The sequence below is a fragment of the Bradyrhizobium ontarionense genome, assembly GCF_021088345.1.
GTDB lineage: Bacteria > Pseudomonadota > Alphaproteobacteria > Rhizobiales > Xanthobacteraceae > Bradyrhizobium > Bradyrhizobium ontarionense.
This window is the reverse complement of sequence record NZ_CP088156.1, coordinates 2056919-2081860: the sequence shown is the minus strand read 5'-3', so window position 1 is coordinate 2081860 and position 24942 is coordinate 2056919. Positions and strand designations below refer to the sequence as shown.

General features: G+C 65.6%; 22 protein-coding genes and 1 tRNA gene. 14 read left to right on the top strand and 9 right to left on the bottom strand.

All coding sequences use genetic code 11. The features are described 5' to 3' along the window. Positions 1–123: 123 nt before the first annotated feature. The 6 genes from LQG66_RS09445 (at position 124) to LQG66_RS09420 (ending at position 7630) form a co-directional block, all read left to right on the top strand. Positions 124–1113: an ABC transporter ATP-binding protein gene (locus tag LQG66_RS09445; protein ID WP_231325793.1), complete on the top strand. Its 990-nt coding sequence runs from the start codon at positions 124–126 to the stop codon at positions 1111–1113. Further along, the gene (locus LQG66_RS09440; RefSeq protein WP_231325790.1) at positions 1110–2084 is read left to right on the top strand and encodes an ABC transporter ATP-binding protein; all 975 of its coding nucleotides are present in this window, start codon (positions 1110–1112) and stop codon (positions 2082–2084) included. The genes LQG66_RS09445 and LQG66_RS09440 overlap by 4 nt, the downstream gene beginning before the upstream one ends. Positions 2085–2202: 118 nt before the next feature. Next, the gene (locus tag LQG66_RS09435) at positions 2203–2706 is read left to right on the top strand and encodes an ankyrin repeat domain-containing protein (RefSeq protein ID WP_231325788.1); all 504 of its coding nucleotides are present in this window, start codon (positions 2203–2205) and stop codon (positions 2704–2706) included. 867 nt (positions 2707–3573) lie between these two features. Further along, a complete protein-coding gene (locus LQG66_RS09430) occupies positions 3574–4731 on the top strand; it encodes an IS481 family transposase (RefSeq protein ID WP_256460584.1) in 1158 nt (385 codons plus the stop codon). A gap of 542 nt (positions 4732–5273) precedes the next feature. Beyond that, positions 5274–5645 (top strand): tRNA-binding protein, encoded by a 372-nt coding sequence (locus tag LQG66_RS09425; RefSeq protein WP_231325786.1) that lies wholly within the window; start codon positions 5274–5276, stop codon positions 5643–5645. 23 nt (positions 5646–5668) lie between these two features. Continuing rightward, on the top strand, positions 5669–7630 hold the full coding sequence (locus LQG66_RS09420) for an alpha amylase C-terminal domain-containing protein (RefSeq protein WP_231325784.1): 1962 nt from the start codon (positions 5669–5671) through the stop codon (positions 7628–7630). 321 nt (positions 7631–7951) lie between these two features. Here LQG66_RS09420 and LQG66_RS09415 read toward each other — a convergent pair whose 3' ends face one another. Next, on the bottom strand, positions 7952–8884 hold the full coding sequence (locus LQG66_RS09415; protein ID WP_231325752.1) for a diacylglycerol kinase catalytic domain-containing protein: 933 nt from the start codon (positions 8882–8884) through the stop codon (positions 7952–7954). After that, positions 8871–9908: an SPFH domain-containing protein gene (locus LQG66_RS09410; protein ID WP_231325750.1), complete on the bottom strand. Its 1038-nt coding sequence runs from the start codon at positions 9906–9908 to the stop codon at positions 8871–8873. Before LQG66_RS09410 ends, LQG66_RS09415 begins: the two co-directional genes overlap by 14 nt. Before the next feature lie 107 nt (positions 9909–10015). On the opposite strand from LQG66_RS09410, the gene LQG66_RS09405 reads away from it, so the two are divergent. Then, positions 10016–10771 (top strand): NUDIX hydrolase, encoded by a 756-nt coding sequence (locus LQG66_RS09405; RefSeq protein WP_231325743.1) that lies wholly within the window; start codon positions 10016–10018, stop codon positions 10769–10771. 110 nt (positions 10772–10881) lie between these two features. On the opposite strand, the gene LQG66_RS09400 is transcribed toward LQG66_RS09405, so the two are convergent. Continuing rightward, positions 10882–11451: a hypothetical protein gene (locus LQG66_RS09400; protein ID WP_231325741.1), complete on the bottom strand. Its 570-nt coding sequence runs from the start codon at positions 11449–11451 to the stop codon at positions 10882–10884. Positions 11452–11864: 413 nt separating this feature from the next. On the opposite strand from LQG66_RS09400, the gene LQG66_RS09395 reads away from it, so the two are divergent. Further along, on the top strand, positions 11865–13091 hold the full coding sequence (locus LQG66_RS09395; protein WP_231325739.1) for a CaiB/BaiF CoA transferase family protein: 1227 nt from the start codon (positions 11865–11867) through the stop codon (positions 13089–13091). 166 nt (positions 13092–13257) lie between these two features. Here the strand turns inward: LQG66_RS09395 and LQG66_RS09390 are convergent, their stop codons facing one another. Together LQG66_RS09390 and LQG66_RS09385 are read right to left on the bottom strand one after the other, a co-directional pair. Continuing rightward, positions 13258–13488 carry a hypothetical protein gene (locus LQG66_RS09390; protein WP_231325737.1) on the bottom strand — a complete coding sequence of 77 codons (231 nt, stop codon included), beginning with the start codon at positions 13486–13488 and terminating at the stop codon, positions 13258–13260. A gap of 46 nt (positions 13489–13534) precedes the next feature. Beyond that, positions 13535–14206, bottom strand: a complete 672-nt coding sequence (locus LQG66_RS09385; protein ID WP_231325730.1) for a TetR/AcrR family transcriptional regulator — start codon at positions 14204–14206, stop codon at positions 13535–13537. Between the two features lie 235 nt (positions 14207–14441). Here LQG66_RS09385 and LQG66_RS09380 point away from each other — a divergent pair, with 235 nt between their 5' ends. Next, complete coding sequence (locus tag LQG66_RS09380) at positions 14442–15677, top strand: acyl-CoA dehydrogenase family protein (RefSeq protein WP_231325727.1); 1236 nt, start codon at positions 14442–14444, stop codon at positions 15675–15677. Positions 15678–15835: 158 nt separating this feature from the next. Then, positions 15836–16894 (top strand): phosphotransferase family protein, encoded by a 1059-nt coding sequence (locus LQG66_RS09375; RefSeq protein ID WP_231325716.1) that lies wholly within the window; start codon positions 15836–15838, stop codon positions 16892–16894. A gap of 279 nt (positions 16895–17173) precedes the next feature. Here LQG66_RS09375 and LQG66_RS09370 read toward each other — a convergent pair whose 3' ends face one another. After that, the gene (locus LQG66_RS09370; protein ID WP_231325714.1) at positions 17174–17467 is read right to left on the bottom strand and encodes a hypothetical protein; all 294 of its coding nucleotides are present in this window, start codon (positions 17465–17467) and stop codon (positions 17174–17176) included. A gap of 403 nt (positions 17468–17870) precedes the next feature. Here LQG66_RS09370 and LQG66_RS09365 point away from each other — a divergent pair, with 403 nt between their 5' ends. Next, the gene (locus LQG66_RS09365; protein ID WP_231325712.1) at positions 17871–18221 is read left to right on the top strand and encodes an NIPSNAP family protein; all 351 of its coding nucleotides are present in this window, start codon (positions 17871–17873) and stop codon (positions 18219–18221) included. 917 nt (positions 18222–19138) lie between these two features. Here the strand turns inward: LQG66_RS09365 and LQG66_RS09360 are convergent. Next, positions 19139–19924 (bottom strand): SDR family NAD(P)-dependent oxidoreductase, encoded by a 786-nt coding sequence (locus LQG66_RS09360; protein ID WP_231325709.1) that lies wholly within the window; start codon positions 19922–19924, stop codon positions 19139–19141. Between the two features lie 153 nt (positions 19925–20077). Between LQG66_RS09360 and LQG66_RS09355 the strand changes: the two genes are divergently transcribed. After that, positions 20078–20785 (top strand): histidine phosphatase family protein, encoded by a 708-nt coding sequence (locus LQG66_RS09355; RefSeq protein ID WP_231325707.1) that lies wholly within the window; start codon positions 20078–20080, stop codon positions 20783–20785. A 337-nt stretch (positions 20786–21122) separates the two neighbouring features. Further along, complete coding sequence (locus LQG66_RS09350) at positions 21123–21890, top strand: SDR family NAD(P)-dependent oxidoreductase (protein ID WP_231325705.1); 768 nt, start codon at positions 21123–21125, stop codon at positions 21888–21890. A gap of 228 nt (positions 21891–22118) precedes the next feature. Here LQG66_RS09350 and LQG66_RS09345 read toward each other — a convergent pair whose 3' ends face one another. Next, complete coding sequence (locus LQG66_RS09345; RefSeq protein ID WP_231325702.1) at positions 22119–23354, bottom strand: serine hydrolase domain-containing protein; 1236 nt, start codon at positions 23352–23354, stop codon at positions 22119–22121. A gap of 150 nt (positions 23355–23504) precedes the next feature. Here LQG66_RS09345 and LQG66_RS09340 point away from each other — a divergent pair. Next, positions 23505–23580, top strand: a tRNA-Trp gene (locus tag LQG66_RS09340). A gap of 89 nt (positions 23581–23669) precedes the next feature. Here LQG66_RS09340 and LQG66_RS09335 read toward each other — a convergent pair. Continuing rightward, entirely contained in the window at positions 23670–24890 is a 1221-nt protein-coding gene (locus tag LQG66_RS09335) for an ABC transporter substrate-binding protein (protein ID WP_231325699.1), read from the bottom strand. Between the last annotated feature and the right edge of the window lie 52 nt (positions 24891–24942).

The following is a 24942-nucleotide window of genomic DNA, read 5'->3' as shown; positions in this document are numbered from 1 at the left end:
TTCCGGGCTCGCGCTGACGCGCGCCCCGGAACGACGCATGGGGGGAGCGGAGCACGCGCCTGATTTAGTGACAACGAGCGAGCTCATCTGCGACAACGCATCCGCCGGCCAGGAGCTGAACTGATGCCGCTGCTCGAGGTCGAGAATCTTCAGGTCCATTTCCGCACTCCCACCGGCATTAACCGCGCCGTTGACGGCGTGTCGTTCGATGTCAATCCCGGCGAGACGCTCGCCATCGTCGGCGAATCCGGCTGCGGCAAGTCGGTGACCTCGATGTCGATGATGCGGCTGATCCCGGAGCCGCCCGGCAAGATCGCGGGCTCGATCCGGCTCGAGGGCAGGGAGCTCCTGAAGCTCTCCGACCGCGAGATGCGCCAGCTTCGCGGCAACGACATCTCGATGATCTTCCAGGAGCCGATGACGAGCCTCAATCCGGTGCTGACGGTCGGCCGCCAGATCGGCGAGACGCTGCGGCTGCATCAGGGGCTCGACCAGAAGCAGGCGGAGGCGCGCGCGGTGGAGATGCTGACGCTGGTCGGCATTCCCGAGCCGGCACGCCGCGTGCGCGAATATCCGCACCAGCTGTCGGGGGGCATGCGCCAGCGCGTGATGATCGCGATGGCGCTGGCCTGCAATCCGAAACTGCTGATCGCCGACGAGCCGACCACCGCGCTCGATGTCACGATCCAGGCGCAGATCCTCAAGCTGATGCTGGAGCTGAAGCAGCGCGTGGGTGCTGCGATCATCCTGATTACGCATGATCTCGGCGTCGTCGCCGAGGTCGCCGAGCGCGTGATGGTGATGTATGCGGGGCGTAAGGTCGAGGAGGCCCCGGTCAAGGAGCTGTTTCGTTCGCCAAGGCATCCCTACACGCAGGGCCTGCTCGGCGCGCTGCCCAAGCTCGGCTCCTCGTTGTCAGGCGCGGCGCGGCGGCTCGCCGAGATTCCGGGCCAGGTCCCGGACCTCAAGCAGCGCATCGAGGGCTGCGTGTTCGCCGGGCGCTGCGCGCTCGCCACCGACCTGTGCCGGCAATATGCGCCGGGGCTGGAGGAGAAGGCACCGCGCCACAGCGCCGCCTGCCATTTCGCTGCCAAGGAGCAGGCCGCCGCATGAGCGCTCCGCTGCTCCAGGTCAACGACCTCAAGAAGCATTTTCCGCTGAAGGGCGGCCTGTTCGGGCGCTCGACGGGCAAGGTGCACGCCGTCGACGGCGTGTCGTTCGAGATCGCGCACGGCGAGACCTTGTCGCTGGTCGGTGAATCCGGCTGCGGCAAGTCCACGGTCGGCCGCGCCATCCTGCGGCTGTTCGACATCACCGCCGGCCAGATCGTGCTCGACGGCAAGCGCATCGACGATCTCGGCCCGGGCAGCCTGCGCGAGATGCGCCGCCGCGTGCAGGTGGTGTTCCAGGATCCGTTCTCCAGTCTCAATCCGCGCATGCGGATCCGCGACATCCTGGCCGAGCCCATCAACAATTTCGGCCTCGCCAAGACTGCGGCCGAGCGCGATGCGCGCATCGCTGAGCTGATGGACATCGTGCGGCTGCCGCGCGACGCGGTGAGCCGACGGCCGCATGAATTCTCCGGCGGCCAGCGCCAGCGCATCGGCATCGCCCGCGCGCTCGCCGCCAAGCCCGACCTGATCGTCTGCGACGAGGCGGTGTCGGCGCTCGACGTCTCCGTCAAGGCGCAGATCGTCAATCTCCTGCAGGACCTGCAGCGCGAGTTCGGCCTCGCGCTGCTGTTCATCAGCCACGACCTCGCCATCGTCGAGCACATGACGCACCGCGTCGCGGTGATGTATCTCGGCAAGATCGTCGAGATGGCGCCAAGGCAGCAGATCTTCGCCTCGCCGGGTCATCCCTACACCAAGGCACTGCTGTCGGCCGTGCCGGTGCCCGAGCCCGGCGCGGCGCGCCATCCCATCATCCTCAAGGGCGACGTCCCGAGTCCGGTCAATCCGCCGAAAGGCTGCCGCTTCAACACCCGCTGTCCTCTGGTCTTCGACCGCTGCCGCAGCGAGGCGCCGGAGCTGAGGCTGAAGGGTGAGGACCAGTGGGTGGCGTGCCATCTGGAGAATGTGTAGTTGTCGTGGTGTAGGGTGGGCAAAGACGCTGCGCGGCGAAGCCGCGAAGCGACGTGCCCACCGTGCCAGGCCGATGACGGCTTGACCGAATTCAGTTCGACAACGACAACATGCTCCCATGACCGACCAATCGAAGGTTGAGCAATTCATCCAAGGAATCCTGGCTGGCGCCTCACAAGCGCAGCTCGAAATCGAGTCCAAGGAACTCGATTTGAACGACGTCGGTCTACACGGTCGAACTCCCCTTATGGTCTCCGCCGCTGAAGGTCTGCTTGCGACGGTGGAGACATTGGTGCGGAGCGGCGCCTCGGTGCATGCGACTGGTCGCTATGGAATGACGGCTTTGCATGAGGCCGCCGCAAATGGCCAGACGGCCGTCGCCAACTATCTTCTATCCGCAGGCGCAGACGCCAACGCCGACACGGCCGATGGCGTCACCCCGCTGATGTGCGCGGCGGCCTGGGGATACACCGATTGTGCAAGGCTATTGTTGGAGTACCATGCGGACCCGGCAAAGACTGATCGCAGTGGTGCAACGCCCGCCGATACGGCGCGCGAGAAAGGCGAGGACGATACCGCGGATATGATCCACGCATACGCGTCGCGGAGTGGCGCAGGTTAGCGTTTCTCCGAGCATGTGCTTCTCGCTCGTAGGCATGTGGGACGTGGGCTCGTAGGAAGCTGGAAAACAACTTGCTCACCAGCGCAGACGATGGACCGCGGTGGGCACGCCATCGCGCGGCATGCGCCGCGCGCTGTCTTTGCCCACCCTACGATATCGTGGCCGACACATGATCGGTATTCAGATTGAAAGAAATTGCTTTACGAATATCAGAAAATGTGCTCTATTGCCGCCATCCCGCCTCGACACGGAGGGGCGTAGCGCGCGATCGTCACGACACGCGGGGCGGGGAGCGATGGCCGCGAGGCTGCCGGCAGCGTAGCTTGCTACGCCGACGAACCGCAGGGCGCGGACGCGAAGTCGCAGCGTGCTGACACCCCGATGCTGGTGTTACGTTCGCGATGGCGCTTGAGGCGCCGTGCGGATCATGGTGGCCAACAAGCCCGGCGCACCAGGCAGACTGCGTATAAGCGTGAAGACCGTCGCGCAGGGAATGCCGGTTTGATCGGCTAAACCTGTGGTACCTGCCGCCTGCACTTTCTTCCGCAGGCGGGCCATGGGCGAGGCCATCGTCCGGCATTCCCTGCGCCCTCCGGCTTTTCGAGGGCGAGAGCGATCGGCAAAACCCGGGCATGCGTGCCGCGGGGATGCGATCGTTTGTCTGCAGCGTATGAGGGAGGTGTCATTGGAGCACGAGACGGCCGCCACATCCGTCATTGCGAGCGCAGCGAAGCAATCCAGAATCCTTCCGCGGCCCGAGTCTGGATTGCTTCGCTGCTGTTCAGCCCGGGGACATGGCTGACAGGTGTTCGGAGACATGGTTGACACGTCAAAATCGGCTCGATTCGTCAAGCAAAGGGGCGAGCGATGCCGTGGCGAGAGGTGTCTGTCATGGACCAACGACGAGAGTTTGTGATGCTTGCCAAGCAGGAGGGAGTGAACCGGCGGAAGCTGTGCCGGCAGTTCGGCATCAGCGCTCAGACCGGCTACAAGTGGATCCAGCGGCATGATGCCGGCGATACAACGCTGGCGGATCGGTCGCGGCGGCCTCATCGCAGTCCGGAGCGCACCGCAGCTGCGACTGAGCAGCAGATTGTCGCATTGCGCGATGCTCACCCAGCCTGGGGAGCGCGCAAGCTCGCGCGTCGTCTCGATCGCGACGGGCAAGCCGTTCCCGCGATATCGACGGTGCACAATATCCTGTGCCGTTACGATCGGGTGACGGAGCCTGCGGGCACGCCTGGGCAGCCCTACAAACGGTTCGAGAAGGATGCGCCCAATCAGCTTTGGCAAATGGACTTCAAGGGGCACAGCGCGCTGGAGAACGGCGTGTCCTGTCATCCGCTGACGGCGTTGGACGACCACTCGCGCTTTTCCTTGTGCCTGGCAGCTTGTGACAACGAACGAGGCTCGACGGTACGAGGACATCTGGAGACGACGTTCCACCGCTACGGACTGCCGGATGCGATGTTCGTCGACAACGGCGGCCCCTGGGGCTTCACCCTTGAAGATCCCTGGACCACGCTGACAGTATGGCTTCTGAAGCTCGGTATCCGAACGATCCACAGCCGCCCCTACCATCCCCAGAGCCGGGGCAAGAACGAACGCTTCCATCGCACCCTGAAGGCCGAGGTCTTTGCCTTCAGGCGCTACCGCGACCTTGACGATGTCCAGCGGGCACTCGACGAATGGCGAGCCGTCTACAATCTCGACCGGCCGCACGAGGCGTTGGACTTCGATGTGCCGGCAAGCCGCTATCGACCCAGCCAGCGCACGATGCCGGATCGCCTTCCAACGGTGGAGTACGACGAGGGCGAGGTCGTCCGTTCCGTTTCTACGACGAAGGCCTACGTCAGCTTCAAGGGACGTCTCTGGAAAGTGCCGCAAGCCTTTCGTGGCGAGCGGCTCGCCATTCGCCCGCTCAGTAGCGACGGGAAGTTCGGAATATTCTTTGCCGCAAATCAGATCGCAGCCATCGATTTGCGCGACCCGAAAAGTGTCAACTATGTCTCCGAACAGGTGTAAGCTATGTGCCCGGTCTGAACACTGCGCTCGCAATGACGGAGGAGAGGGTGCGATGCTCTCTACCACTTTTTCGCAGGATGCATTTCATTGTGCCGCGAGACTGCCGCAACAAGGCTCGGCGCGCCGTCGACCTCCACTGTCGTCCCGGGCAAGCCGCGACGGCGCGAAGCGGCCGCGGGACGCCGACCCGGGATCCATATCCCAGGCAGCAGTTGGCTTGCGCAAGTCCGGCCATCTCGCGCGACGATTCCGGCCGCTGGTTATGGGGGTCCTGCGTGCGCAGGGATGACAGCGGAGTGTGCGGGGAGTGCGCGGCTCTGCTGGGACGACGCCGAGACGATGGCCGAGCGTGTGGCACGTCCTGCGTCCCATCGGCCACACCGGCCTCGCCAATCGCCGGCATGGCGGGCCGTCCCCAAGGCGGTGCATTGTCACCGTCCGAGCCGGCGACTAGAAATTGATCCGGTTGAGGAATCTCAAGTCCAGGCCGTGCCGGGAACCACCACTCCCGCGCGGCGCGTCACGCGTTCGATGAGGCCGCCATGCATTTGTCCCACGATCCCACGGCACCGGCGGCAGCCCAGATCAGCTTCGACCAGTTCCTGAGCGTCGACATCCGCGTCGGCACCATCGTCGCCGCCGATCCCTATCCGGAGGCGCGCAAGCCCTCGCTCAAGCTCACCATCGATTTCGGCCCCGGCATCGGCACCAAGCGCTCCAGCGCCCAGATTGCGACGCTGTACGATCCCGCGACCCTGGTCGGCCGCCAGGTCGCAGGCGTCGTCAACTTCCCGCCGCGCCAGATCGGCAAGTTCATGTCCGAGGTGCTGACGCTCGGCTTCCCCGATGAGCAGGGGAACGTCGTGCTGTTCCAGCCCGACAAGGCCGTGCCGAACGGCGCGCGGCTGTTCTGAGTGAGACGGGGACGCTGACTGTCATGGATATGCTGCTCGAACCTGTTACGCTGCCGCCGTTCCCTGAAGGCATCAGGATTTCGCTGAGGCAGATGCATCTTCTCCAGGCACCCATGGGCGGCACCCTGGTGACCGGCGGCGCCACCTTCCGCGTGTTCGCGCCGCACGCCAAGGCCATCTACGTCTCCGGTCCGTTCAACGGCTGGGCGCAGGATGCGAGCTGCCGGCTCGCGCCGATCGGCAACGGCCATTGGGCGATCTTCGTGCCCGGCCTCAAGGACGGCGACGCCTACATGTATTTCGTCGAGGGCGAGGGCTCATCCGGCTACAAGCGCGATCCGCATGCGCGGCTCTTGACCGTCGATCCGCCGTTCCCGCAATCGCATTCCGTGCTGCGCAATCCCGGCGCGTTTCCCTGGCACGATACGGCGTTCACGCCGCTGCCCTTCAATGAGCTCGTGATCTATCAGCTCCATGTCGGCACCTTCGACATGAAGGCGGGCAATCCCGACGGCTGCTTCTTCGACGTCATCGAGCGCGTGCCGCACCTTGCCAAGCTCGGCATCAATGCCATCGAGCTGCTGCCGGTGCAGGAATTCCCGACAATGTTCAGCATGGGCTACAACGGCACCGACCTGTTCAGCCCGGAAACCGAATATGGCGAGGCCGAGGAGGCGCATCTCGCCGCCTATGTCGCGCGCACCAACGAAATCCTGATCGCTGCGGGCGCCGCGCCCTACACAGGCGTCGAGGTGCTGCGTCATTGCGACGACCAGTTGCGGGCGCTGATCGACGTCTGTCATATCCACGGCATCGCCGTGCTGTTCGACGTCGTCTACAACCATGGCGGCGGCGGCTTCGACGAGAACAGCATCTGGTTCTTCGACCGCCAGCCGTATGGCGATCCCAACAGGAGCGTGTATTTCACCGACCAGGGCTGGGCCGGCGGGCAGGTGTTCGCCTATTGGAACGCGGACGTGCGGCAATACCTGGTCGACAACGCGATCATGTTTTATCGCGAGTATCACGCCGACGGCCTGCGCTTCGACGAGGTCAGCGTGATGGACCGCTTCGGCGGCTGGGCGACCTGTCAGCAGCTCACCGAGGCGCTGCGCGCGGAGAAGCCGGATGCGATCCAGATCGCCGAATACTGGCCGGTCAATCCGTGGGTGGTGAGGGATATCGCGAAAGGCGGCGCCGGCTTCGATGCGACCTGGAGCGATGGCTTGCGGCTGTCGGTGCGCGGCGCGATCGCAACCGCGGCCGGCGGCGCAGGCGCTGTCGTTGCGATGCAGCCGATCGCGGCGGCGATCACCGATCTCAGCCTCGACAAGCGCTGGCGCGCGGTCAATTCGATCGAGAACCACGACATCGTCTATGCCGGTCGCGAGCCGCGCATTCCGCGCCTCGCCGATCCGGTCGACAGCCGCGGCTGGTATGCGCGCAGCCGCAGCCGCGTCGCCACCGGCTTGCTCCTGACCGCGCCGGGCATCCCGATGCTGTTCATGGGCCAGGAGCTGCTCGAGGACAAACCGTGGAGCGACACGCCGAACCCGGACACGACGATCTCCTGGGCGCTGCTCGACGGCGAGGACAAGGTCACGGCCGACGCCATGCGCTTCACGGCCGAGCTGATCGCGATCCGCCGCACCCATCCGGCGCTGACGGGCGAAGGCTGCGCCATCGTCCACGTTCATGACGGCAACCGCGTGCTCGCCTTCCATCGCTGGGACGGCGTCGGCGACGACGTCATCGTGATCGTGAGCCTGAGCGAAACGCCGTGGCGCGACTACGCGATCGGCTTCCCTGCCGCGGGGCAGTGGAAAGAGGTGTTCAACAGCGACGTCTACGACAATTGGGTCAATCCGGGTGTCGTCGGCAACAACGGGGCCGTGACTGCAGGCGGCCCGGCGCTGCACGGCCAGCCGTGCTCGGCCATGGTGACCATCCCGGCGAACGGCGTGCTGGTGTTTGCGCGGGCGTGATGGCCGTAGGGTGGGCAAAGGCGCAGCCGTGCTCGCTCCACGAACGAGATCGTTGTGGCGCTGTGCCCACCATCTTTGCTGATGAGCTCGCGGATCGGCGGTGGGCACGCTGCCGCCTTCGGCGGCTGCTTTGCCCACCCTACGGCAGCGTGCCCGCAGCCGGCGACACGTGGGACACGGACGCTCGGTCTCTCCACCGTCATTGCGAGCGCAGCGACGCAATCCAGGCTGTCTCTGCGGAAAGATTCTGGATTGCATCGCTGCGCTCGCAATGACGTGGTGAGAGCATGTCGTCACAGGAGCGCCATATACGGCGCCTGTCTAGACGATCAGCCGTCCCTGGCGCTCCGCGATGCCGATGACCGCCTCGGTCCCAGCATTGAAATCCAGGTGGTCGGCCTCGATGCCGTCGGAGAAGATCACGCCGTTCTCGGGCATCAGCGAGCGCAGGCGCAGGGTCTCGGTGCCGGTGAGACCGCCGCAGACCAGCGAGGTCTGCGAGGTCTTGCTCGGGAACGGCTCGCGCACGGCGAAACGCAAGCTCCGGGCGTCCCAGGGCAGGGCGGTGTAGTCGCCGCCGGTCGCGTGGCTGCCAAAGCTGCCGGCGATGGCGAGCGCGCCGGTGACGATGCTCTTGAACCAGGCGGTAGAGCCGAGCCCGGTCGCCACGATGAGGCCGCTGGAGGACTGCTGCTCATGGCCATCGCGCGTCGCGATCTCGTAACGTGCCGAGACATGCGTGCGCGCGCCGATGAAGAGGTCGTTGACCGCATGCAGCACCTGGCCATCGGGCAGGCTCGCGCGTACCATGGTCACCGCCTTGGCCGCGCGCTTGTCGGCAGCGACCTCCGGCAGGAGGCTCGCGAGGTCGGCCGGCTCGAACGGCAGCAGCACGCCGTCATGGCGCTGAGCGTCCGGGTTGAGTCCGAGCAGCGGCTGCCCGTCGAGATATTTCATGGTGTTGGCGACCAGCCCGTCCTGGCCGAGCGCGGCGACGATGTCGGCGGGGCCGAAGATGAAGTTCGGCAGGAAGCTGCGGTCGACGATCTGGTAGCGGCCCCAGCGCTCCAGGGTCTGCATGGTGGTGGCGCGCGCGGCCTGGTAGGCCGCGTGCTCGCGCTCATAGTCGGAGAAGTCGGCGCCGAGATGCTCGACGTAGAAGCGGGCCTGGTCAGCGGTGAGGAACTTTGCGATCAGCTCCTCGAGCCGCGTTCTCCTGACGACCAGGACCACCTTGCGGTCATTGCCGGACACGGGCGGCCTCCGCGGGCTTCTGCATCAGGCTGTTCAGCAGCTCCGGCGAGACGTTCAGCTGCCCGATTTTCTCGGCCTTCTCGGCGAGACCAGAGAACGCCTGCGCGATCAGCTGTCCCGGCTGCATGCCGGTCGCGGCCAACGCCTGGATCACGCGGGTGTCGACGCCCTCGAAGATCTTCATCAGTGCGCCGACGCGATAGGCTTCGGCATCCGCCAAGGTGCGGGTGTTCGATGCGTTCAGCGCGACGAAGTCCTTGCGCCTGGCCTCGAGCCCGATGTCGGCGACCATGCCGGCCTCGCGCAGCTCGTTCTTTTTGGCAGCGACGCTGGCCTCCGCATCCATCTGGGTCTCGCGGATCGAGCGCTTCTTCTGCTCGACCGCAATCTCCGTGTCGAGCTCGCTCTCGCGGATGGCCCGTTCGCGCTCGACCGCGAAATTGCGCCGGGCGAAGATCGCTTCATCCGCGGTCTTCAGGATCGCCTCGCGTGCTTCGGCCTCCAGCGCCTTGGCCGTCTCCGGCGTCGGCTTCACCGCGCGGACGGCGACGCCGAGAATCTCCAGCCCGAGCGCATCGATGTCGGCGCGGCGCTTCAATCCGATCGCAATCGCCTCGGCGATGCGGTCGGAGGCGCGCAGCGCTTCTTTCAGGGTCATGTCCTTGACCGCCTGCTGCGCCAGCACCTCGACCGCGCCGAGCACGCGCTGTGGCAGCTGTTCCGGGTCGTCGGACTCGTATGTCTTGCCGTCGCGCTTGAGGGTGAAGTTCAGCATGGCCGCCGCCTTCTTCGGCTCGCCGACGCGGTAGGTGACCTGGCCCTGGATCGTCAGCGTCTGAAAGTCGCGGGCGATCTGCTGGAAGATGAAGGCGGCATCGCGGCTGCCGATGGGGATCGCGACCAGCGAGGTCGCGGGCCCGTAATAGAAGGTGGAGAGCCCGGCGCCCTCGGCGACGACGCTGCCGGCGCGGTATTGGAGGAGATAAATGGTGGGTTGGGCCTTGATGAAGCGAATGCCGAACATGGCGGCCTCCTATAAGTGTGTTACGCCAACTAAGTAAGTTGGACAGTACAACTAAGTATGCTAGTGTCAAGCGGCAAAGTGGACGGGCAGGCGGCAAGGTGGGCGGTATGGCAGGACGGCAGGGGCAGGCCGGCGGGGCGCCGGTGAAGGGACAGAGCCGGGATGCGTCCGGCCTCGATTTCCCGCGGCCGCTGACGACGGTCGACATCGTCATCTTCACGATCCGTCTGGAGGCGCTGCACGTGCTGCTGGTGCGCCGCGGGCACGGCGAGGGGGAGCCGTTCCCGGACGCTCTCGCCTTGCCGGGCGGCTTCGTCGATGTCGACAAGGATGTCGATCTCGAAGCCTGCGCGCGGCGCAAGCTCGCCGAGAAGACCGGCGTCGTCAGTCCGTATCTGGAGCAGCTCGGCAGCTGGGGCAGCGCGAGCCGTGATCCGCGCGGCTGGTCGGCGACGCATGCCTATTTCGCGCTGATCCCGGCATCAGCGGCCGAGACCGCGCTCGCGGCGGACGCGCAGTGGTTTCCGCTCGCAGGCGTCGGCGTGAAGCCGAAGCTCGCGTTCGACCACGGCGAGATCCTCCAGGCGGCGGTGCAGCGGCTGCGCAACAAGGTCGAATACACCTCGCTGCCGGCCTATCTGATGGCGGAGGAGTTCACCTTGCCGGAGCTGCAGCGGACCTACGAGATCGTGCTGGACCGTCCGCTGGAAAAGAGCGCATTCCGCACCCGCATGCTGTCGGCCGACCTGATCGAGCCGGTCGCCAGAATGCGCAAGGGACCGAACCGGCCGGCGCAGCTCTATCGGCTGAAGAAGGCCGCGGCGCCGGTGTATTTCGCGCGGACCTTCAACGCGCCGGAATGAGTGGAGGAGAAAGCGAGCGTCCGGCCAGGGGCTGGGACAGCGTGCTGGCCGGACGCTGGTCGATGGCGGTGCAGGGGGCCACGCCGCCATCGATCATGGGGTGGCCGGTCTCAGGCCGAGAAGTCCACCACCAACGATTTGCTGGACGAACCCGACGAGCTCGTCCCGCTGGCGCTGTAGGAGGAATTCTTGCTGCTGTTCGAGCTCTGCAGCGCGTCGAGCAGCTTCTTCAGGAGCTCCTCGACGGTAGACGAACTGCTCGACGAGGACGATGACGTGCTCGACGTGGTGTCGGTGTCGGAATCGTTGCTCGACGAAGACGGCGGCGGACCGCCCGCGCCACCCGCGCCGCCCGGCCCGCCGGAAAACGCGCTGGCGAACACGGTCTTCAATTCGCTGGCCTGGTCGGAGGTGAGCTTGCCGCTGTCGACCTCGCTCTGGATGAGATCGTCGATCTTCGACTGCATCTCCTTGGGCGAGGGCGGCGTGCTGGAGCTCGACGAGGACGACGAGCTGCTGCCGCCGGCCTTCAGTGCGGAATCGATGTCGTCGAGCGCTGACGACAGCGCGGTCTGGTCGGTCGAGCTGACCTTGCCGGCCGAGACTTCCTTGGTCAGTTCCTGCTTGAGCAGGTCGAGCGGCGAATAACCGCTCATGGAGGATGCAGAGATCGATGTCATGGCGTGCTCCAGGGTTGAAACATCAAACCTGGGTCCAGGTGCGATTGTAACGCTTAACAGCTCCTTGTTCCGTGTTTCCGGACGTGTCTGGACTCGAGTCGCACACAAAACGAAGCAAGAAACTTGGCGAATCTCCGTGGATTTGCTGGGTTTTCCTCGCCGACGAACTCAAGAAACGACGCTCCCGCAGCCCGGATGAGCGCAGCCGCATCCGGCTTCTCCGGCACCGCTGGTGAAGACCCCCGGATGTCGCTGCGTTCTTCCGGCGACGTCTCTGGCGACCGCGTCGGGCCGGCAGGGCGGCATGCCTGCAGCGCAATGCTTCGGCGCGCGAAATGGTGTATCCGCAGGTGACGGCGGCGCCCTCGCCAGGGGATGTCCGCGACAAGAAATAAGCTCCCGGAGGAACATCCATGTCGGCCCTGCCGCTTTCTGGCATCAAGATTCTCGATCTGACGCGCGTGCTGGCCGGACCCTTGTCCGCCCAGATGCTGGCCGATCTCGGCGCCGAGGTGATCAAGATCGAGCGGCCCGGCACCGGCGACGACGCGCGCGCCTTCGGCCCGCCCTACCTCGAGGATCCCGACGGCAAGGCCAACAACAACAACTCGTTCTACATCTGCGCCAACCGCAACAAGAAGTCGGTCACGGTCAACATCGCAAGCCCAGAGGGCCAGGAGATCATCCGCGCGCTGGCGAAAGACTGCGACGTCTTCATGGAGAATTACAAGGTCGGCGATCTCAAGCGCTATGGCCTCGACTATGAGGCGATCCGCGCCGTCAATCCGGACGTGATCTACTGCTCCGTCACCGGCTTCGGCCAGACCGGGCCGTATGCGCCGCGCGCCGGCTATGACGCGATCTTCCAGGCGATGGGCGGGCTGATGAGCGTCACCGGTCACATGGACGGCGAGCCGGGGGCGGGGCCGATGAAGGTCGGCCCCTCGATCGTCGACTACATGACCGGCATGAACACCTCGACCGGGATTCTCGCCGCGCTGTATCACCGCGACGTCAATGGCGGCGGCGGCCAGCACATCGACGTCTGCCTGTTCGACACGGTGATTGCCTCACTGTCGCACTATGCCCAGATCTTCCTGGTCAACGGCAAATCGCCGCCGCGCCGCGGCACCTGGGGCAATGGCGGCATGCCCGCTGGCGTGTTCCGCTGCACCGACGGCGAATTGATGCTGGTGGTTGGCAACGATGCGCAGTTCGCGCGCACCTGCGCCGTGCTCGGCGCGCCGGAACTCGCCACCGACCCGAAATTCGTCAGGAACAACGACCGCGTCGTCAACGGCAAGGAGATCATGGTTGTCTATGCCGGGCTGTTCCTGAAGAACTCGGTCGCATATTGGCTGGAGGAGCTGGAGAAGGCGGGCGTGCCTTGCGGGCCCGTCAACGATTTCGCCCACGTCTTCGCCGATCCGCATGTCCGCTCGCGCGGCATGGAGGTGAAGGTCGAGCATCCGTTCGAGCCGCAGCTGTCGCTGATCCGCAATGCGCTGACCTTTTCGGGCACGCCGATCACGGACTATCGCGCGCCGCCGCTGCTCGGGGCCGACACGCAGGATGTGCTGTCGCAGCTCGGCTATGATGAAGCGAAGATCGTGGCGCTGAAGCAGCAGGGCGTGGTGTAGCGCATAGTTCGTCGTTCGTAGGGTGGGCAAAGGCGCAGCCGTGCTATCTCTCCATGCGAGATCGCAATGGCGCCGTGCCCACCATCTCGCCGCGGAACGCGCTGATCGACGGTGGGCACGCTGCCGCCTTCGGCGGCTGCTTTGCCCACCCTACGGCACCGTGCGCTCAATGCGCGTGGTGGTGCCGGTGCCGCTTCATCCTGGCCCTTGCCGGAGCAGGCGCCGGTTGCAGCTCGGGCGCTCCGAGCTGCTGCCGCGATTCCTGCAGGCGGCGCTGGTAGCCCGGCGAGTTCATCAGGTTGGCGGCGGCGCCGCGCGCCAGAACCGGCTCGCTCGCCATGATTGTCGTGAGCGCCGCGGCTGTGGCCGCCAGGATCCATCGCGAAACGATCGTCATGCTGCGTGTTCCCTCGCTGCCAGCGGCCTGTCGGGACCAGCGCTGATCAGCGCGTCTCCCTGGCCGACAATCTAGCCGGGGACTTGGCCGCCGTCTCGCTCGCCGTCAGGCCGAGAGCTGCGCTACGCACCACGCGCGCGATCACATCCTCGACATCGTCGAGATCGCAGCGGCCGTCGGACAGCTTGGTCAGGCGCTCGCTCTCGCGGATGGTGTGGTGCGCCATGGCGAGCGCGAAATGCAGCCCCCAGAACAGCTCGACCTCGGAGCGGTCGGGAAGTGCGCGCTTCATCGCCGCGGCGAATTTCCGTAAGTGATCGATCTCCTTGTTCTTGATGCGGCGGATCGGTGGCACCGATTCGATCGAGGCGCGGATCATGAAGCGCGCCACGGCGGAGCGCTGGTTCTCCGGCCCGAGGCAGCCGCGCAGGATCGGGCCGACCAGCGCGCGCAGAATGGCGTGGATGTCGGCGCGGCCGCCGCCCGAATCCTCGGCTGCGCGCAGATCGCGCAGGCGTTCGCGATTGAGCGCGATCGAGCGCGTCACGAACAGCTCGGCGATCAGCTCGTCCTTGGAGCCGAAATGATAGTTCACCGCGGCGAGGTTGACGTTCGCCTCCGCCACGATGTCGCGCAAGGTCACCTCGGAAAAGCCGCGATCGGCATAGAGCCGCTCGGCAGCGACGAGGATCGCAGTCCGGGTCTGGTCGCTCGCCATGGGGCAGGCTCGCCTGATGCGTCGGGGCCCGACGGAGTTGCGTTTCAAACAATTGTATGAAACTATTGTTTGAGACGGCCGGAATGTCAATCGCGGAGCTTCCGCGGGACGACATTTCGGCGCTGCAGCGAAAGCGCCGCGTGATCGTGCCGCGCAAGATCACTCTTGCGCTGACGCGGCGGGCGGACCGACACTGCGGTCAAACAATTTCGAGGAAACACCCAAGGAGAGTCCCATGGACTTCACGATGTCGGCGAAGCAGCAGGAATGGCTGGAGCGCGTGCGCAGCTTCATGACCAAGCATGTCCGCCCGGCGGTGCCGATCTACAAGCAGCAGGACGCCGAGGGCAATCGCTGGAAGGTGATCCCGATCCTGGAGGACCTCAAGGCCAAGGCGAAAGCCGAGGGCCTCTGGAACATGTTCATGCCGCCGTCGCCGCACGAGGATGACGAGTTCCGCGGCGCCGGCCTCACCAATCTCGAATACGCGCTGCTGTCGGAGGAGATGGGCCACATCTCCTGGGCCTCCGAGGTGTTCAACTGCTCGGCGCCCGACACCGGCAACATGGAGGTGTTCATCCGCTACGGCACCAAGGAGCAGAAGCGCAAATGGCTGCGCCCCCTGATGGACGGCGAGATCCGCTCCGCCTTCCTGATGACCGAGCCGGCGGTGGCGTCGTCCGACGCCACCAACATCGAGACCCGCATCGCGCGCGACGGCGATCACTACGTCATCAACGGCCGCAAATGGTGGTCGTCGGGCGTCGGCGATCCCCGCTGCAAGATCGCGATCCTGATGGGTAAGACCGATCCGTCGGCGGCCAAGCATCAGCAGCAGTCGCAGATCCTGGTGCCGCTCGACACCCCCGGCATCAAGGTCGAGAAGATGCTGCCGGTGTTCGGCTTCGACGACGCGCCGCATGGCCACGCCCAGGTGCTGCTCGAGAACGTCAAGGTGCCCAAAGAGAACATCCTGCTCGGCGAGGGCCGCGGCTTCGAGATCGCGCAGGGCCGTCTTGGTCCGGGCCGCATCCATCATTGCATGCGCACCATCGGCAAGGCCGAGGAGTCGCTGGAGAAGATGGTGCGCCGGCTGATGACGCGCAGCGCCTTCGGCAAGAAGATCATCGAGCATTCGGTGTGGGAGCAGCGCATCGGCGAGGCCCGCACCAACATCGAGATGACGCGGCTGCTCTGCCTCAAGGCCGCCGATATGATGGACAAGGTCGGCAACAAGACCGCGCAGGGCGAGATCGCGATGATCAAGGTCGCCGCCCCCAACATGGCGCTGAAGATCATCGACGACGCGATCCAGGCCTTCGGCGGCGCCGGCGTCTCCGACGAGGCGGGGCTGGCGAAGGATTACGCCGGCATCCGCACGCTGCGGCTCGCCGACGGTCCGGACGAGGTGCACAACCGCGCCATCGCCCGGCTCGAAATGAAGAAATACGCCAACGAGCCGCGCCATTGAGGTAGGTCTGGTAGGGACTTGTAGGGTGGGCAAAGCGTCCGGCTGGGCTCGAAGAGCGCAGCCGGACGCGTGCCCACCGTTCCAACCGCAGCGCGACACGGTGGGCACGGCGCATCGCGCCTTTGCCCACCCTACGTAGCAATCAAAGGAGCTTCGTCGTGGCCGACGGCGTGAGAAAAGACGAAGATTTCTCCGGCACCAAGCCGGTCGAGGAGCGGCATCGCTTCGACGAGGCCAAGCTCGCGGCCTGGATGGCGGAGCATGTCGAGGGCTATCAAGGCCCACTCACGGTCGCACAGTTCAAGGGCGGCCAGTCGAACCCGACCTATCGGCTGAACACGCCCGGCCGCTCCTACGTGCTGCGTCGAAAACCGTTCGGCAAGCTGCTGCCGTCGGCGCATGCGGTCGATCGCGAATTCCGCGTCATCGCGGCGCTCGGCAAGCAGGGCTTTCCGGTCGCCAAGGCTTACGCGCTGTGCACTGACGACAGCGTCATCGGCGCCGCCTTCTACATCATGTCGATGGAGGAGGGCCGGGTGTTCTGGGATCCGACCCTGCCGCATGTCGACGCGCCGCAGCGGCGCGCGATCTTCACCAGCAAGATCGAGACGCTGGCGAAGCTGCACACCTATGATCCCGCTACGATCGGCCTCGCCGACTTCGGCAAGCCCGGCAACTATTTCGCCCGCCAGGTCGACCGCTGGACCAAGCAGTACCGGGCGTCCGAGACCGAGCATCTGCCGGAGATGGAGAAGCTGATCGAATGGCTGCCGCGCACTTTGCCGGTGCAGGAGCGCGTCTCGATCGTTCATGGCGACTACCGGCTCGACAACATGATCTTCCATGCGACCGAGCCGCGCGTCACCGCCGTGCTCGACTGGGAGCTGTCGACGCTGGGCGATCCCATGGCCGACTTCACCTATCTCTTGATGCAGTGGATCATGCCCGGGCTCGACGGCGTCGACCTCAAGGCCTTGAACATTCCGACCATGGAGGAGGCGGCCGCGATCTATTGCGGTGTCACGGGTGTCAAGCTGCCCGACCTCAACTGGTACTTCGCCTACAATCTGTTCCGTCTCGCCGGCATTCTGCAGGGCATCGTCGGCCGCATCCGCGACGGCACCGCCGCCAACGACAAGGCGATCGAATCCGTCAAGCGCATGGTGCCGATGACCAAGCAGGCCTGGGCCTACGCGCAGAAGGCGGGGGCGGCGTAAGGCGCGGGCGATCCCCTCGTTCCGTAGCCCGCATGAGCGCAGCGACATGCGGGTTCACACGAGGCGCAAGTGAGACCCCGGATATCGCCGCGCTGATCCGGCCACCGGGGTTGAGATCGGAGAATTCTGCTCGCAATGACGGGGAGAGATCGTGCGTTCGTCGCGTGGATCGTGGTGCAGCGGGGAGCCCGCATGAGCGCAGCGACATGCGGGGTCATACGGGGCGCAGGTGAGACCCCGGATATTGCTGCGCTCATCCGGCCACCGCCGCGGCATGCGCTAGCGGCCGCCGCCACCGCCACCACCGCCGCCGCCGCCGCCACCGCCCCCACCGGCCGTGGTCATCGCGCTGCTGTAGCGCGGGTCGGTCTGCTTCATGTAGGTGGGCGAGGTGTCGCGGTTGCGCGACCGGGAGGCCTCTTGAAACGGCGTTTCGGGTGTGCCGCACGGGCCCCACGAGACCAGCTCACAGCGCGGCAACTGGACCTCGCGCGCGCTGGCGCTCGTTGCGGCCGCGCCGGCTGCCATGGCGCCGATCAAGGCGAGCAGGGGTAGTTTCGGTATCCTCGACATGTGATCCATCCTTCGGTTCGGCGAGGCCGGAATGGTCCGCTTGCGAGGTTCGACGGAGCCTCGGAGCAGCCGGTTCGAGAGGCGACTGGAAAAAATCGCCGCCAGTGCTGCCATCGGCGCTTGAACCAGACCGTCGCAAGTTGCGACATGACGCGGCCCCGTAGCCCGCATGAGCGCAGCGACATGCGGGTTCACACGAGGAGCACGTGAGACCCCGGATATCGCTGCGCTCATCCGGGCTACGCGTTCGGCCGCTGCCGCACACAAAGAGGAGGGCGGAAGCGACACGCAGGGACGAAACCTTGGTCGCGAAACATCAGCGGCGTACATTCGTTTGCAGGCTGCTGCGTCGCCCGTTGCTGGCGCGCGGCGGACTGTCTATCTGGCGCGAGGGAGAGCCGCCATGATCCATCAACTTCGCATCTACGAAATATTCGAGCACAACAAGGCGGCGTTTCATGCCCGCTTCCGCGACCACGCCGCGCGCATCATGCGGACGCGCTACGGTTTTCAGATCGTTGCGATGTGGGAGAGCCGGTTTGGCGACCGCACCGAGTTCATCTATGTGCTGGAATGGCCGGACGAGGCGGCGAAGACGGCAGGGTGGGCGGCTTTCATGGCCGACGCCGAATGGGCCGAGATCAAGCGCGTGACCCATGCCGAGCACGGTTTCATGGTCGGTCAGATCGAGGACCGGCTGCTCACGCCGGTCGATTATTCGCCGGCATGGGGGCGGAGCCTTGCGGCCGGCTGATGTCCTTGGCCCCGGGGGGATCACCGTGGCCGTTGCCCGACGGGCGACGCAGACCGGGTGACACGCGGTTCAGGTGCGGCGGCAAGCGCCGTCGAAGCTCGCGAACCGGATGCGCCGACCGCCGAAGTTTGTGCAGTCCTTCAACGGGATGAGCGCTGCCGGCCTCTCGTGCTTGAAGATTTTACTTTCGTTTTTTCGGAAACCGTGCTTTGATGCGCGCATCCCGCCTCACTCGAAGGGGCGTTGCGCGCGATCGTCACGACACGCGAGGCGGGGAGCGATGGCCGCGATGGAGCCGCAGCGTGTCCCTGGGATGCGCGGACGAACGGCTTTGCTGCGGACGTGAAGTCGCAGCGTGCTGACACCCCGATGCTGGTGTCCCGCGCAATGTGCTCAAAGCGCATTGTGCGCATGGTGGCCAACAAGCCCGGTGCACCAGGCAGACTGCGTATAAGCGTGAAGACCATCGCGCAGGGAAGGCCGGGCGTTCTCGGCTGCACCTGTGGTACCTGCCGCCTGCATTTTTTTCGCAGGCGGGCCGCAGGCGTCAGCCGACGCCTGGCCTTCCCTGCGCCCTTCGATTGAGAGGGCGGTGAATTCGGCAGCACTCGGGCGCAAGGGCGTCGCGGGAAGAATTGTGCATGATTACATTCCGTCATTGCGAGCGCAGCGAAGCAATCCAGAGTCCTGGTTGTTGCTCCTGGATTGCTCCGCTGCGCTCGCAATGACGGTTGCAACAAAGACTGTCGTCCCGGCCAAGCACTGATAGCGCGAATGCGCTGTCGGTGCGCCGAGCCGGGATCCATAACCACAGGCTGTCGTGTGATGGGCAACTGCCAGTTATGTCCTCGCGAGATTTCGCGGTATGGGTCCCCGCGTTCGCGGGGACGACACCGGTGTTTGTGGCGGCAGCTCGCCTAGATCGGCTTGCCCGCATACGGCATCGACGCGGTGAGGCCGCCGTCGACCGGGAAGGCCTGGCCGTTGACGTAGGACGCCTCGTCGCTGGCGAGGAACAGGGCCATGGCGGCGATCTCGTGCGGCTGGCCGGCGCGCTTCAGGGGATTGAGCTGGCCGATCTTGCCCTCGGTGCCGCGCTCCTTGGCGCCGTCGAAGATCGGCTTGGTCATGCCGGTCTCGATCAGGCCGGGACAGACCGCGTTGATACGCACGCCGGTGCCGGACAGCGAATAGGCCGTGGTCTGCACCAGGCTGATCACGCCGGCCTTGCTGGCGGCGTACGGATGGCCCGACGCGCCGGATTTCAATCCTGCGACCGAGGCGGTGCAGACGATGGCACCACGCTGCTGCCGCACCATGTGCGGCATCGCGTATTTGATCGCCAGGAACGGGCCGATCAAGTTGATGCGCAGGATCTCCTGCCAGTGCTCGACGGTCTGCTCGGCGATCGGTATCAAGCCGCCGGAGATGCCGGCATTGGCCCAGATCACGTCGAGCCGGCCGTAGGTCGCGACCGCGCGATCGATGAAGCCGCTCACGTCGGCCTCGGAGCCGGCGTCGGCCATCACAGCCTCCGCGATGCCGCCCTGCTGCTTGACGAGCTCGACCGTCTCCTTGACGCCCTCGCTGCGATCGACTGCGATCAGCCGCGCGCCTTCTTTCGTGAACAACAGCGACGCCGCGCGGCCGATACCGCTGCCGGCGCCGGTGATGATGACGGATTTTCCTTCGAGGCGGCCCATGTTTCCTCCTGCATGATTTGTGATCAGTTGCGTGCCGCGCAACGGAATTCAAACGCCGTTTCAAACATGCCGGCGTCACGACGCCGACGAACTGACTTGAGACGGGTTGGCTCATCACGTACAGCGAGAGGACAGCGGAGGGAAGGGTGAGCGATGTCCGATAACGGGAATAGTCCTTCTGTCGTCACCACGCGCTGGTGGTGGGTGCGTCACGCACCGGTGCGCAATGATGGCGGCAACATTTACGGTCAGTCCGACATTGCCTGCGACACCAGCGACCGCGACGTCTTCGAGGCCGTCGCCAAGATCCTGCCGCGCGGCGCGGTCTGGTATGCGAGCAATTTGATGCGCACGCATCAGACCGCCGAGGCGGTCTGGGCCGCCGGCTTTCCGCGGCCCGAGACGATGACCAAGGAAGCCGCCTTTGCCGAGCAGAATCTCGGCCAATGGCAGGGCATGAACCGCGCCGCCTTCCTGGCGAGCCAGCCTGCCGGGAGCAACTGGTTCGCCGGCATCGACCAGCCGGCGCCCGGCGGCGAGAGCTACATGGATCTCTACATCCGCGTGACCGCCGCCGTCGCGCGCATCACGGAGGCGGAAGCGGGCCGCGACGTCGTCGCGGTCGGCCATGGCGGGACGATCAAGGCCGCGGTCGGCTTTGCGCTGGGCGGCCTGGTCGAGAAGGGGCTCGCCTTCGACATCGACAACTGCTCGGTGACGCGGCTCGACCACATCGTGGGCGGCGAGACCAGCACATGGCGGCTGCCGATGGTCAATCAGCAGCCCTGGATCGCCGATGCCGCGCACAAGGCGATGCATCAGCCGGCCGGGCCGGAGGTAACGACGAGCAAGCTGGCGTGAGGGGATCACGAGTTGGATTTGCTCAATGTCCTGTTCACAGACACGATTTGAACCATGCGGCGTTCTCAACTCATCTCGCCACGCGGGCAGTGCACCCTCTCCCCTTGTGGGAGAGGGTGGCATGATCGCGCATAGCGCGATCATGCCGGGTGAGGGGTTTGCCTCCACAGAGACGATGCTTGTGGAGACAAACCCCTCACCCGAGTGAGTATGACGCTGGTGCCGGTGCTGCCCTCTCCCACAAGGGGAGAGGGCGCAGTCACTGGCACCGTAAAGAGGGTGCACCGAGTTCGCGGCCATCATTTTCGACCCACAACAACTAATAGGAGGACTCCCCATGACCCTGTTCGACATGACCGGCAAGGTCGCCGTCGTCACCGGCTCGACCCGCGGCATCGGGCTCGCCATCGCCGAGCGCATGGCCGAGCATGGCGCCAAGGTGGTGATCTCATCGCGCAAGGCCGATGTCTGCGAGGCCGTCGCGAAGGAGCTCAACGATCGGTTCGGCGCGGGCACCGCGGCTGCGGTCGCCGCCAACATCTCCAGCAAGGAGAATCTGCAGAATCTCGTCGACGAGGCCAACCGCATCTATGGCCAGATCGACGTGCTGGTCTGCAACGCCGCGTCGAACCCGTATTACGGGCCGCTCGCCGGCATTTCCGATGATCAGTTCCGCAAGATCCTCGACAACAACATCGTCGCCAACAACTGGCTGATCAGCATGGTCGTGCCGCAGATGATCGCGCGCAAGGACGGCTCGGTCATCATCGTGTCATCGATTGGCGGCCTCAAGGGCTCGACCATCCTCGGCGCCTACGCAATCTCCAAGGCCGCGGACATGCAGCTCGCGCGCAACCTCGCCTGCGAATACGGTCCGCACAACATCCGCGTGAACTGCATCGCGCCGGGCCTGATCAAGACCGACTTCGCGAAAGCGCTGTGGGACAATCCGGAGAATTTGAAGGCCTCGACCGCGCGCACGCCGCTGCTCCGCATCGGCATCCCCGACGAGATCGCGGGCGCGGCGGTGTTCCTGGGCTCTGCGGCCGGCAACTTCATGACCGGCCAGACCATGGTGATCGACGGCGGCGCCACGATCAGTTGAGGTCAATGCGAGCGTGGCGCGCGGTGCGGCCACGCTCTCCACTGTCGTCCCGGCGAACGCCGGGACCCATACCGCGTGATCTGTCGAGGGACGTCACTGCCAGTTGCCTGTCACATTCCCGGCGGTGGTTATGGGTCCCGGCGTTCGCCGGGACGACAGCTGCGGTTGTCGCGACACCACGGCAGACGATGGTCCTGCGTGGGCCGGGACGGCGAGGGGGCGCCGCCCTTACTCCACCGCCGCATACACCACGTCGCGCACCAGCGTGCGCAGGTAGTCGCGCTGGCCGGGACCTTGCGCCATGAACACCGCGAACAGCTCCTCCTTCGGGTCGATCCAGAAGAAGGTGCCGGCGATGCCGCTCCAGAAGAAGGTGCCGGCCGAGCCGGGGAAGGGGGCGATCCCGGCCTGTCTCCGCACCGCGAAGCCGAGGCCGAAGCCGTGGCCCGGCGACAGGATCGTGCCCTGGACCTCGACGTGCGGCCCGAGATGATCGGAGGCCATCAGCTCGAGCGTCTTGCGGCCGACCAGCCGCGTGCCATCGAGGCTGCCGCCATTGAGCAGCATCTGGCAGAAGCGGGCATAGTCCATCGTGGTGGACACCAGCCCGCCGCCGCCGGATTCCATCACCGGCTGCTCGGTCATGTTGAACAGGCTGACCGGCTCGCCGGTCCAGGGATCGCTGGCAAACGGCTCGGCCAGGCGGTTGGCGTTGGCCTCGGCCGTGAAGAAGCCGGTCTCGTTCATGCCGAGCGGCTTGAGGATGCGCTCGCCAAGGAAGGCGCCGAGCGGCTTGCCGGAAACGACCTCGATGACCCGACCGAGGATGTCGGTGGAGCGGCTATAGTTGAACGCCGCGCCGGGCTGGCAGATCAGCGGCAGGCCGGCCACGATCGCGGCATGCTCGGCATTGGTGATCTTGCGGCTGCGCACCCGCGACTGCTGGTAGAGCTGGTGCACCGGCGAGGTGCCGGTGTGCTCGTAGGCGATCCCGGAGGTGTGGCGCAGCAGGTCCTGGATCGTCATCGGCTGCGCGACCGGCACCAGCGTCAGCTGGCCGCCATTGTCGATGCCGAGCTTCTGGTCGGCGAATTCCGGGATGAACTTGGCCACGGGATCGCTGAGCAGCAGCTCACCGTCCTCGACCAGCATCATGATCCCGATCGAGACGATCGGCTTGGTCATCGAGAAGATGCGGAAGATCGAGTCGGGCCGCATCGGCGTGTCGGCGCCAGGGCCCTGGCGGCCGATCGCGTCGAACCAGCCGATCCGGCCGCGCCGGGCGACGAGCAAGGTCGCGCCGGGGATGGTTCCCTTGTCGACCTCGCGCTTGAAGGCGTCGGAGGCCCGCTGCAGCCGGACCGGCGACAGGCCGAGCGAGCCGGGCTTGGCGTCCGGCAGAGGCGGGGTCAGGGAACGGAGCGCGGCAAGAGGCACGCTGGGTGCGGCGGGTGGCGGGGTCATGGGCTCTCCCTGGAGGCGCGTTGTCGGTTTGCATCAAGTCTGGCGCGGAAGTTGTGGTCTGACCAGTCGATTTGCCCCATTGCACCCTTGCATTCGGGGGGAGGTCTATGCTTGAAACGGCGCGAACCGGCGACGCAGTCCCGGCTCGCTAGGAGTGTAGCTCAATTGGTAGAGCACCGGTCTCCAAAACCGGGGGTTGGGAGTTCGAGCCTCTCCACTCCTGCCAGCGAGATCAAGCACTTAAGCCGAAAATCGACAGAGATGGTTGGACCGGGGCCCGCGACACGCGAGCCCCGAATGCATTTTGGCAACCGCTTATTGCTTCACATAAGGACAGTTGCCGTCCTTGAGCGGCCGGAACGCCTGGTCGCCCGGCACCTCCGCCAGCACCTTGTAATAATCCCACGGCGCCTTCGATTCCTCGGGCTTCTTCACCTCGAACAGGAACATCGAGTGCACCATGCGGCCGTCCTCGCGGAGGACGCCGTTGTCGGTGAAGGCGTCGCGCACCGGGGTCTCGCGCATCTTGGCCAGCACCGGCTTGGTGTCGCGGGTGCCGGCGGCCTTGACCGCGTTGAGATAGTGCAGGGTGGCGCTGTAGGTCGCCGCCTGATTCATGGTCGGCATCCGCTTCATGCGCTCGAAGAACTTCTTGCCGAACGCCCGCGTGCGGTCGTTGAGATCCCAGTAATAGGCCTCGGTGATGATCAGGCCTTGCGCGAGCTTCAGGCCGAGGCTGTGGATGTCCGAGATGAACATCACGATGCCGGCGAGGTTCTGGCCGCCCGCGACAATGCCGAACTCGGCCGCCTGCTTGATGGTGTTGATGGTATCGCCACCGCCGTTGGCCATGCCGATGATCTTGGCCTTGGAGGCCTGGGCCTGCAGCAGGAAGGACGAGAAGTCCTGGTTGTTCAGGGGATGCCGGGCGCTGCCGACCACCGTGCCCCCGGCGGCGCGCACGACGTCGCCGGTGTCGCGCTCGATCGAGTGGCCGAACAGATAGTCGGCGGTGATGAAGAACCAGCTGGTGCCGCCGTTCTTGACGATGGCGCTGCCGACGGTGTGCGCGTTGCCGTAGGTGTCGTAGGTCCAGTGCACGGTGTAGGGCGAGCACGCCTTGCCGGTGATGTCGGAGCTCGCCGCGTCCGTCACGATCATCAGCTTCTCGAATTGCTTCGACATCTCCATGCCGGCGAGCGCGGTGGCCGAGGTCGGCATGTCGATGATCATGTCGACGCCTTCGTTCTCGTACCATTTGCGGGCGATCGAGGCGGCGATGTCGGCCTTGTTCTGCGGATCGGCGCTGATGACCTCGATCGGCTTGCCGAACATCGAGCCGCCGAACTCCTCGATCGCGAGCTTGGTCGCCTCGAGATTGCCCTGGCCGCCGATGTCCGAATAGACCGACGAGAAGTCGCTGAGCACGCCGATCTTGAGCGGGGCCTGGGCTCGAGCGGGAATGGCTGTGAGGCCGAGGCTGGCAAGGCCGATGGCCGCAAGGCTCATCAGTCCCTTGCGCGTGGCAAGAGTCATGGGCTTCCTCCGGATCATTGTGTTTATGAGCAGCAGCATGAGGGCACCGATT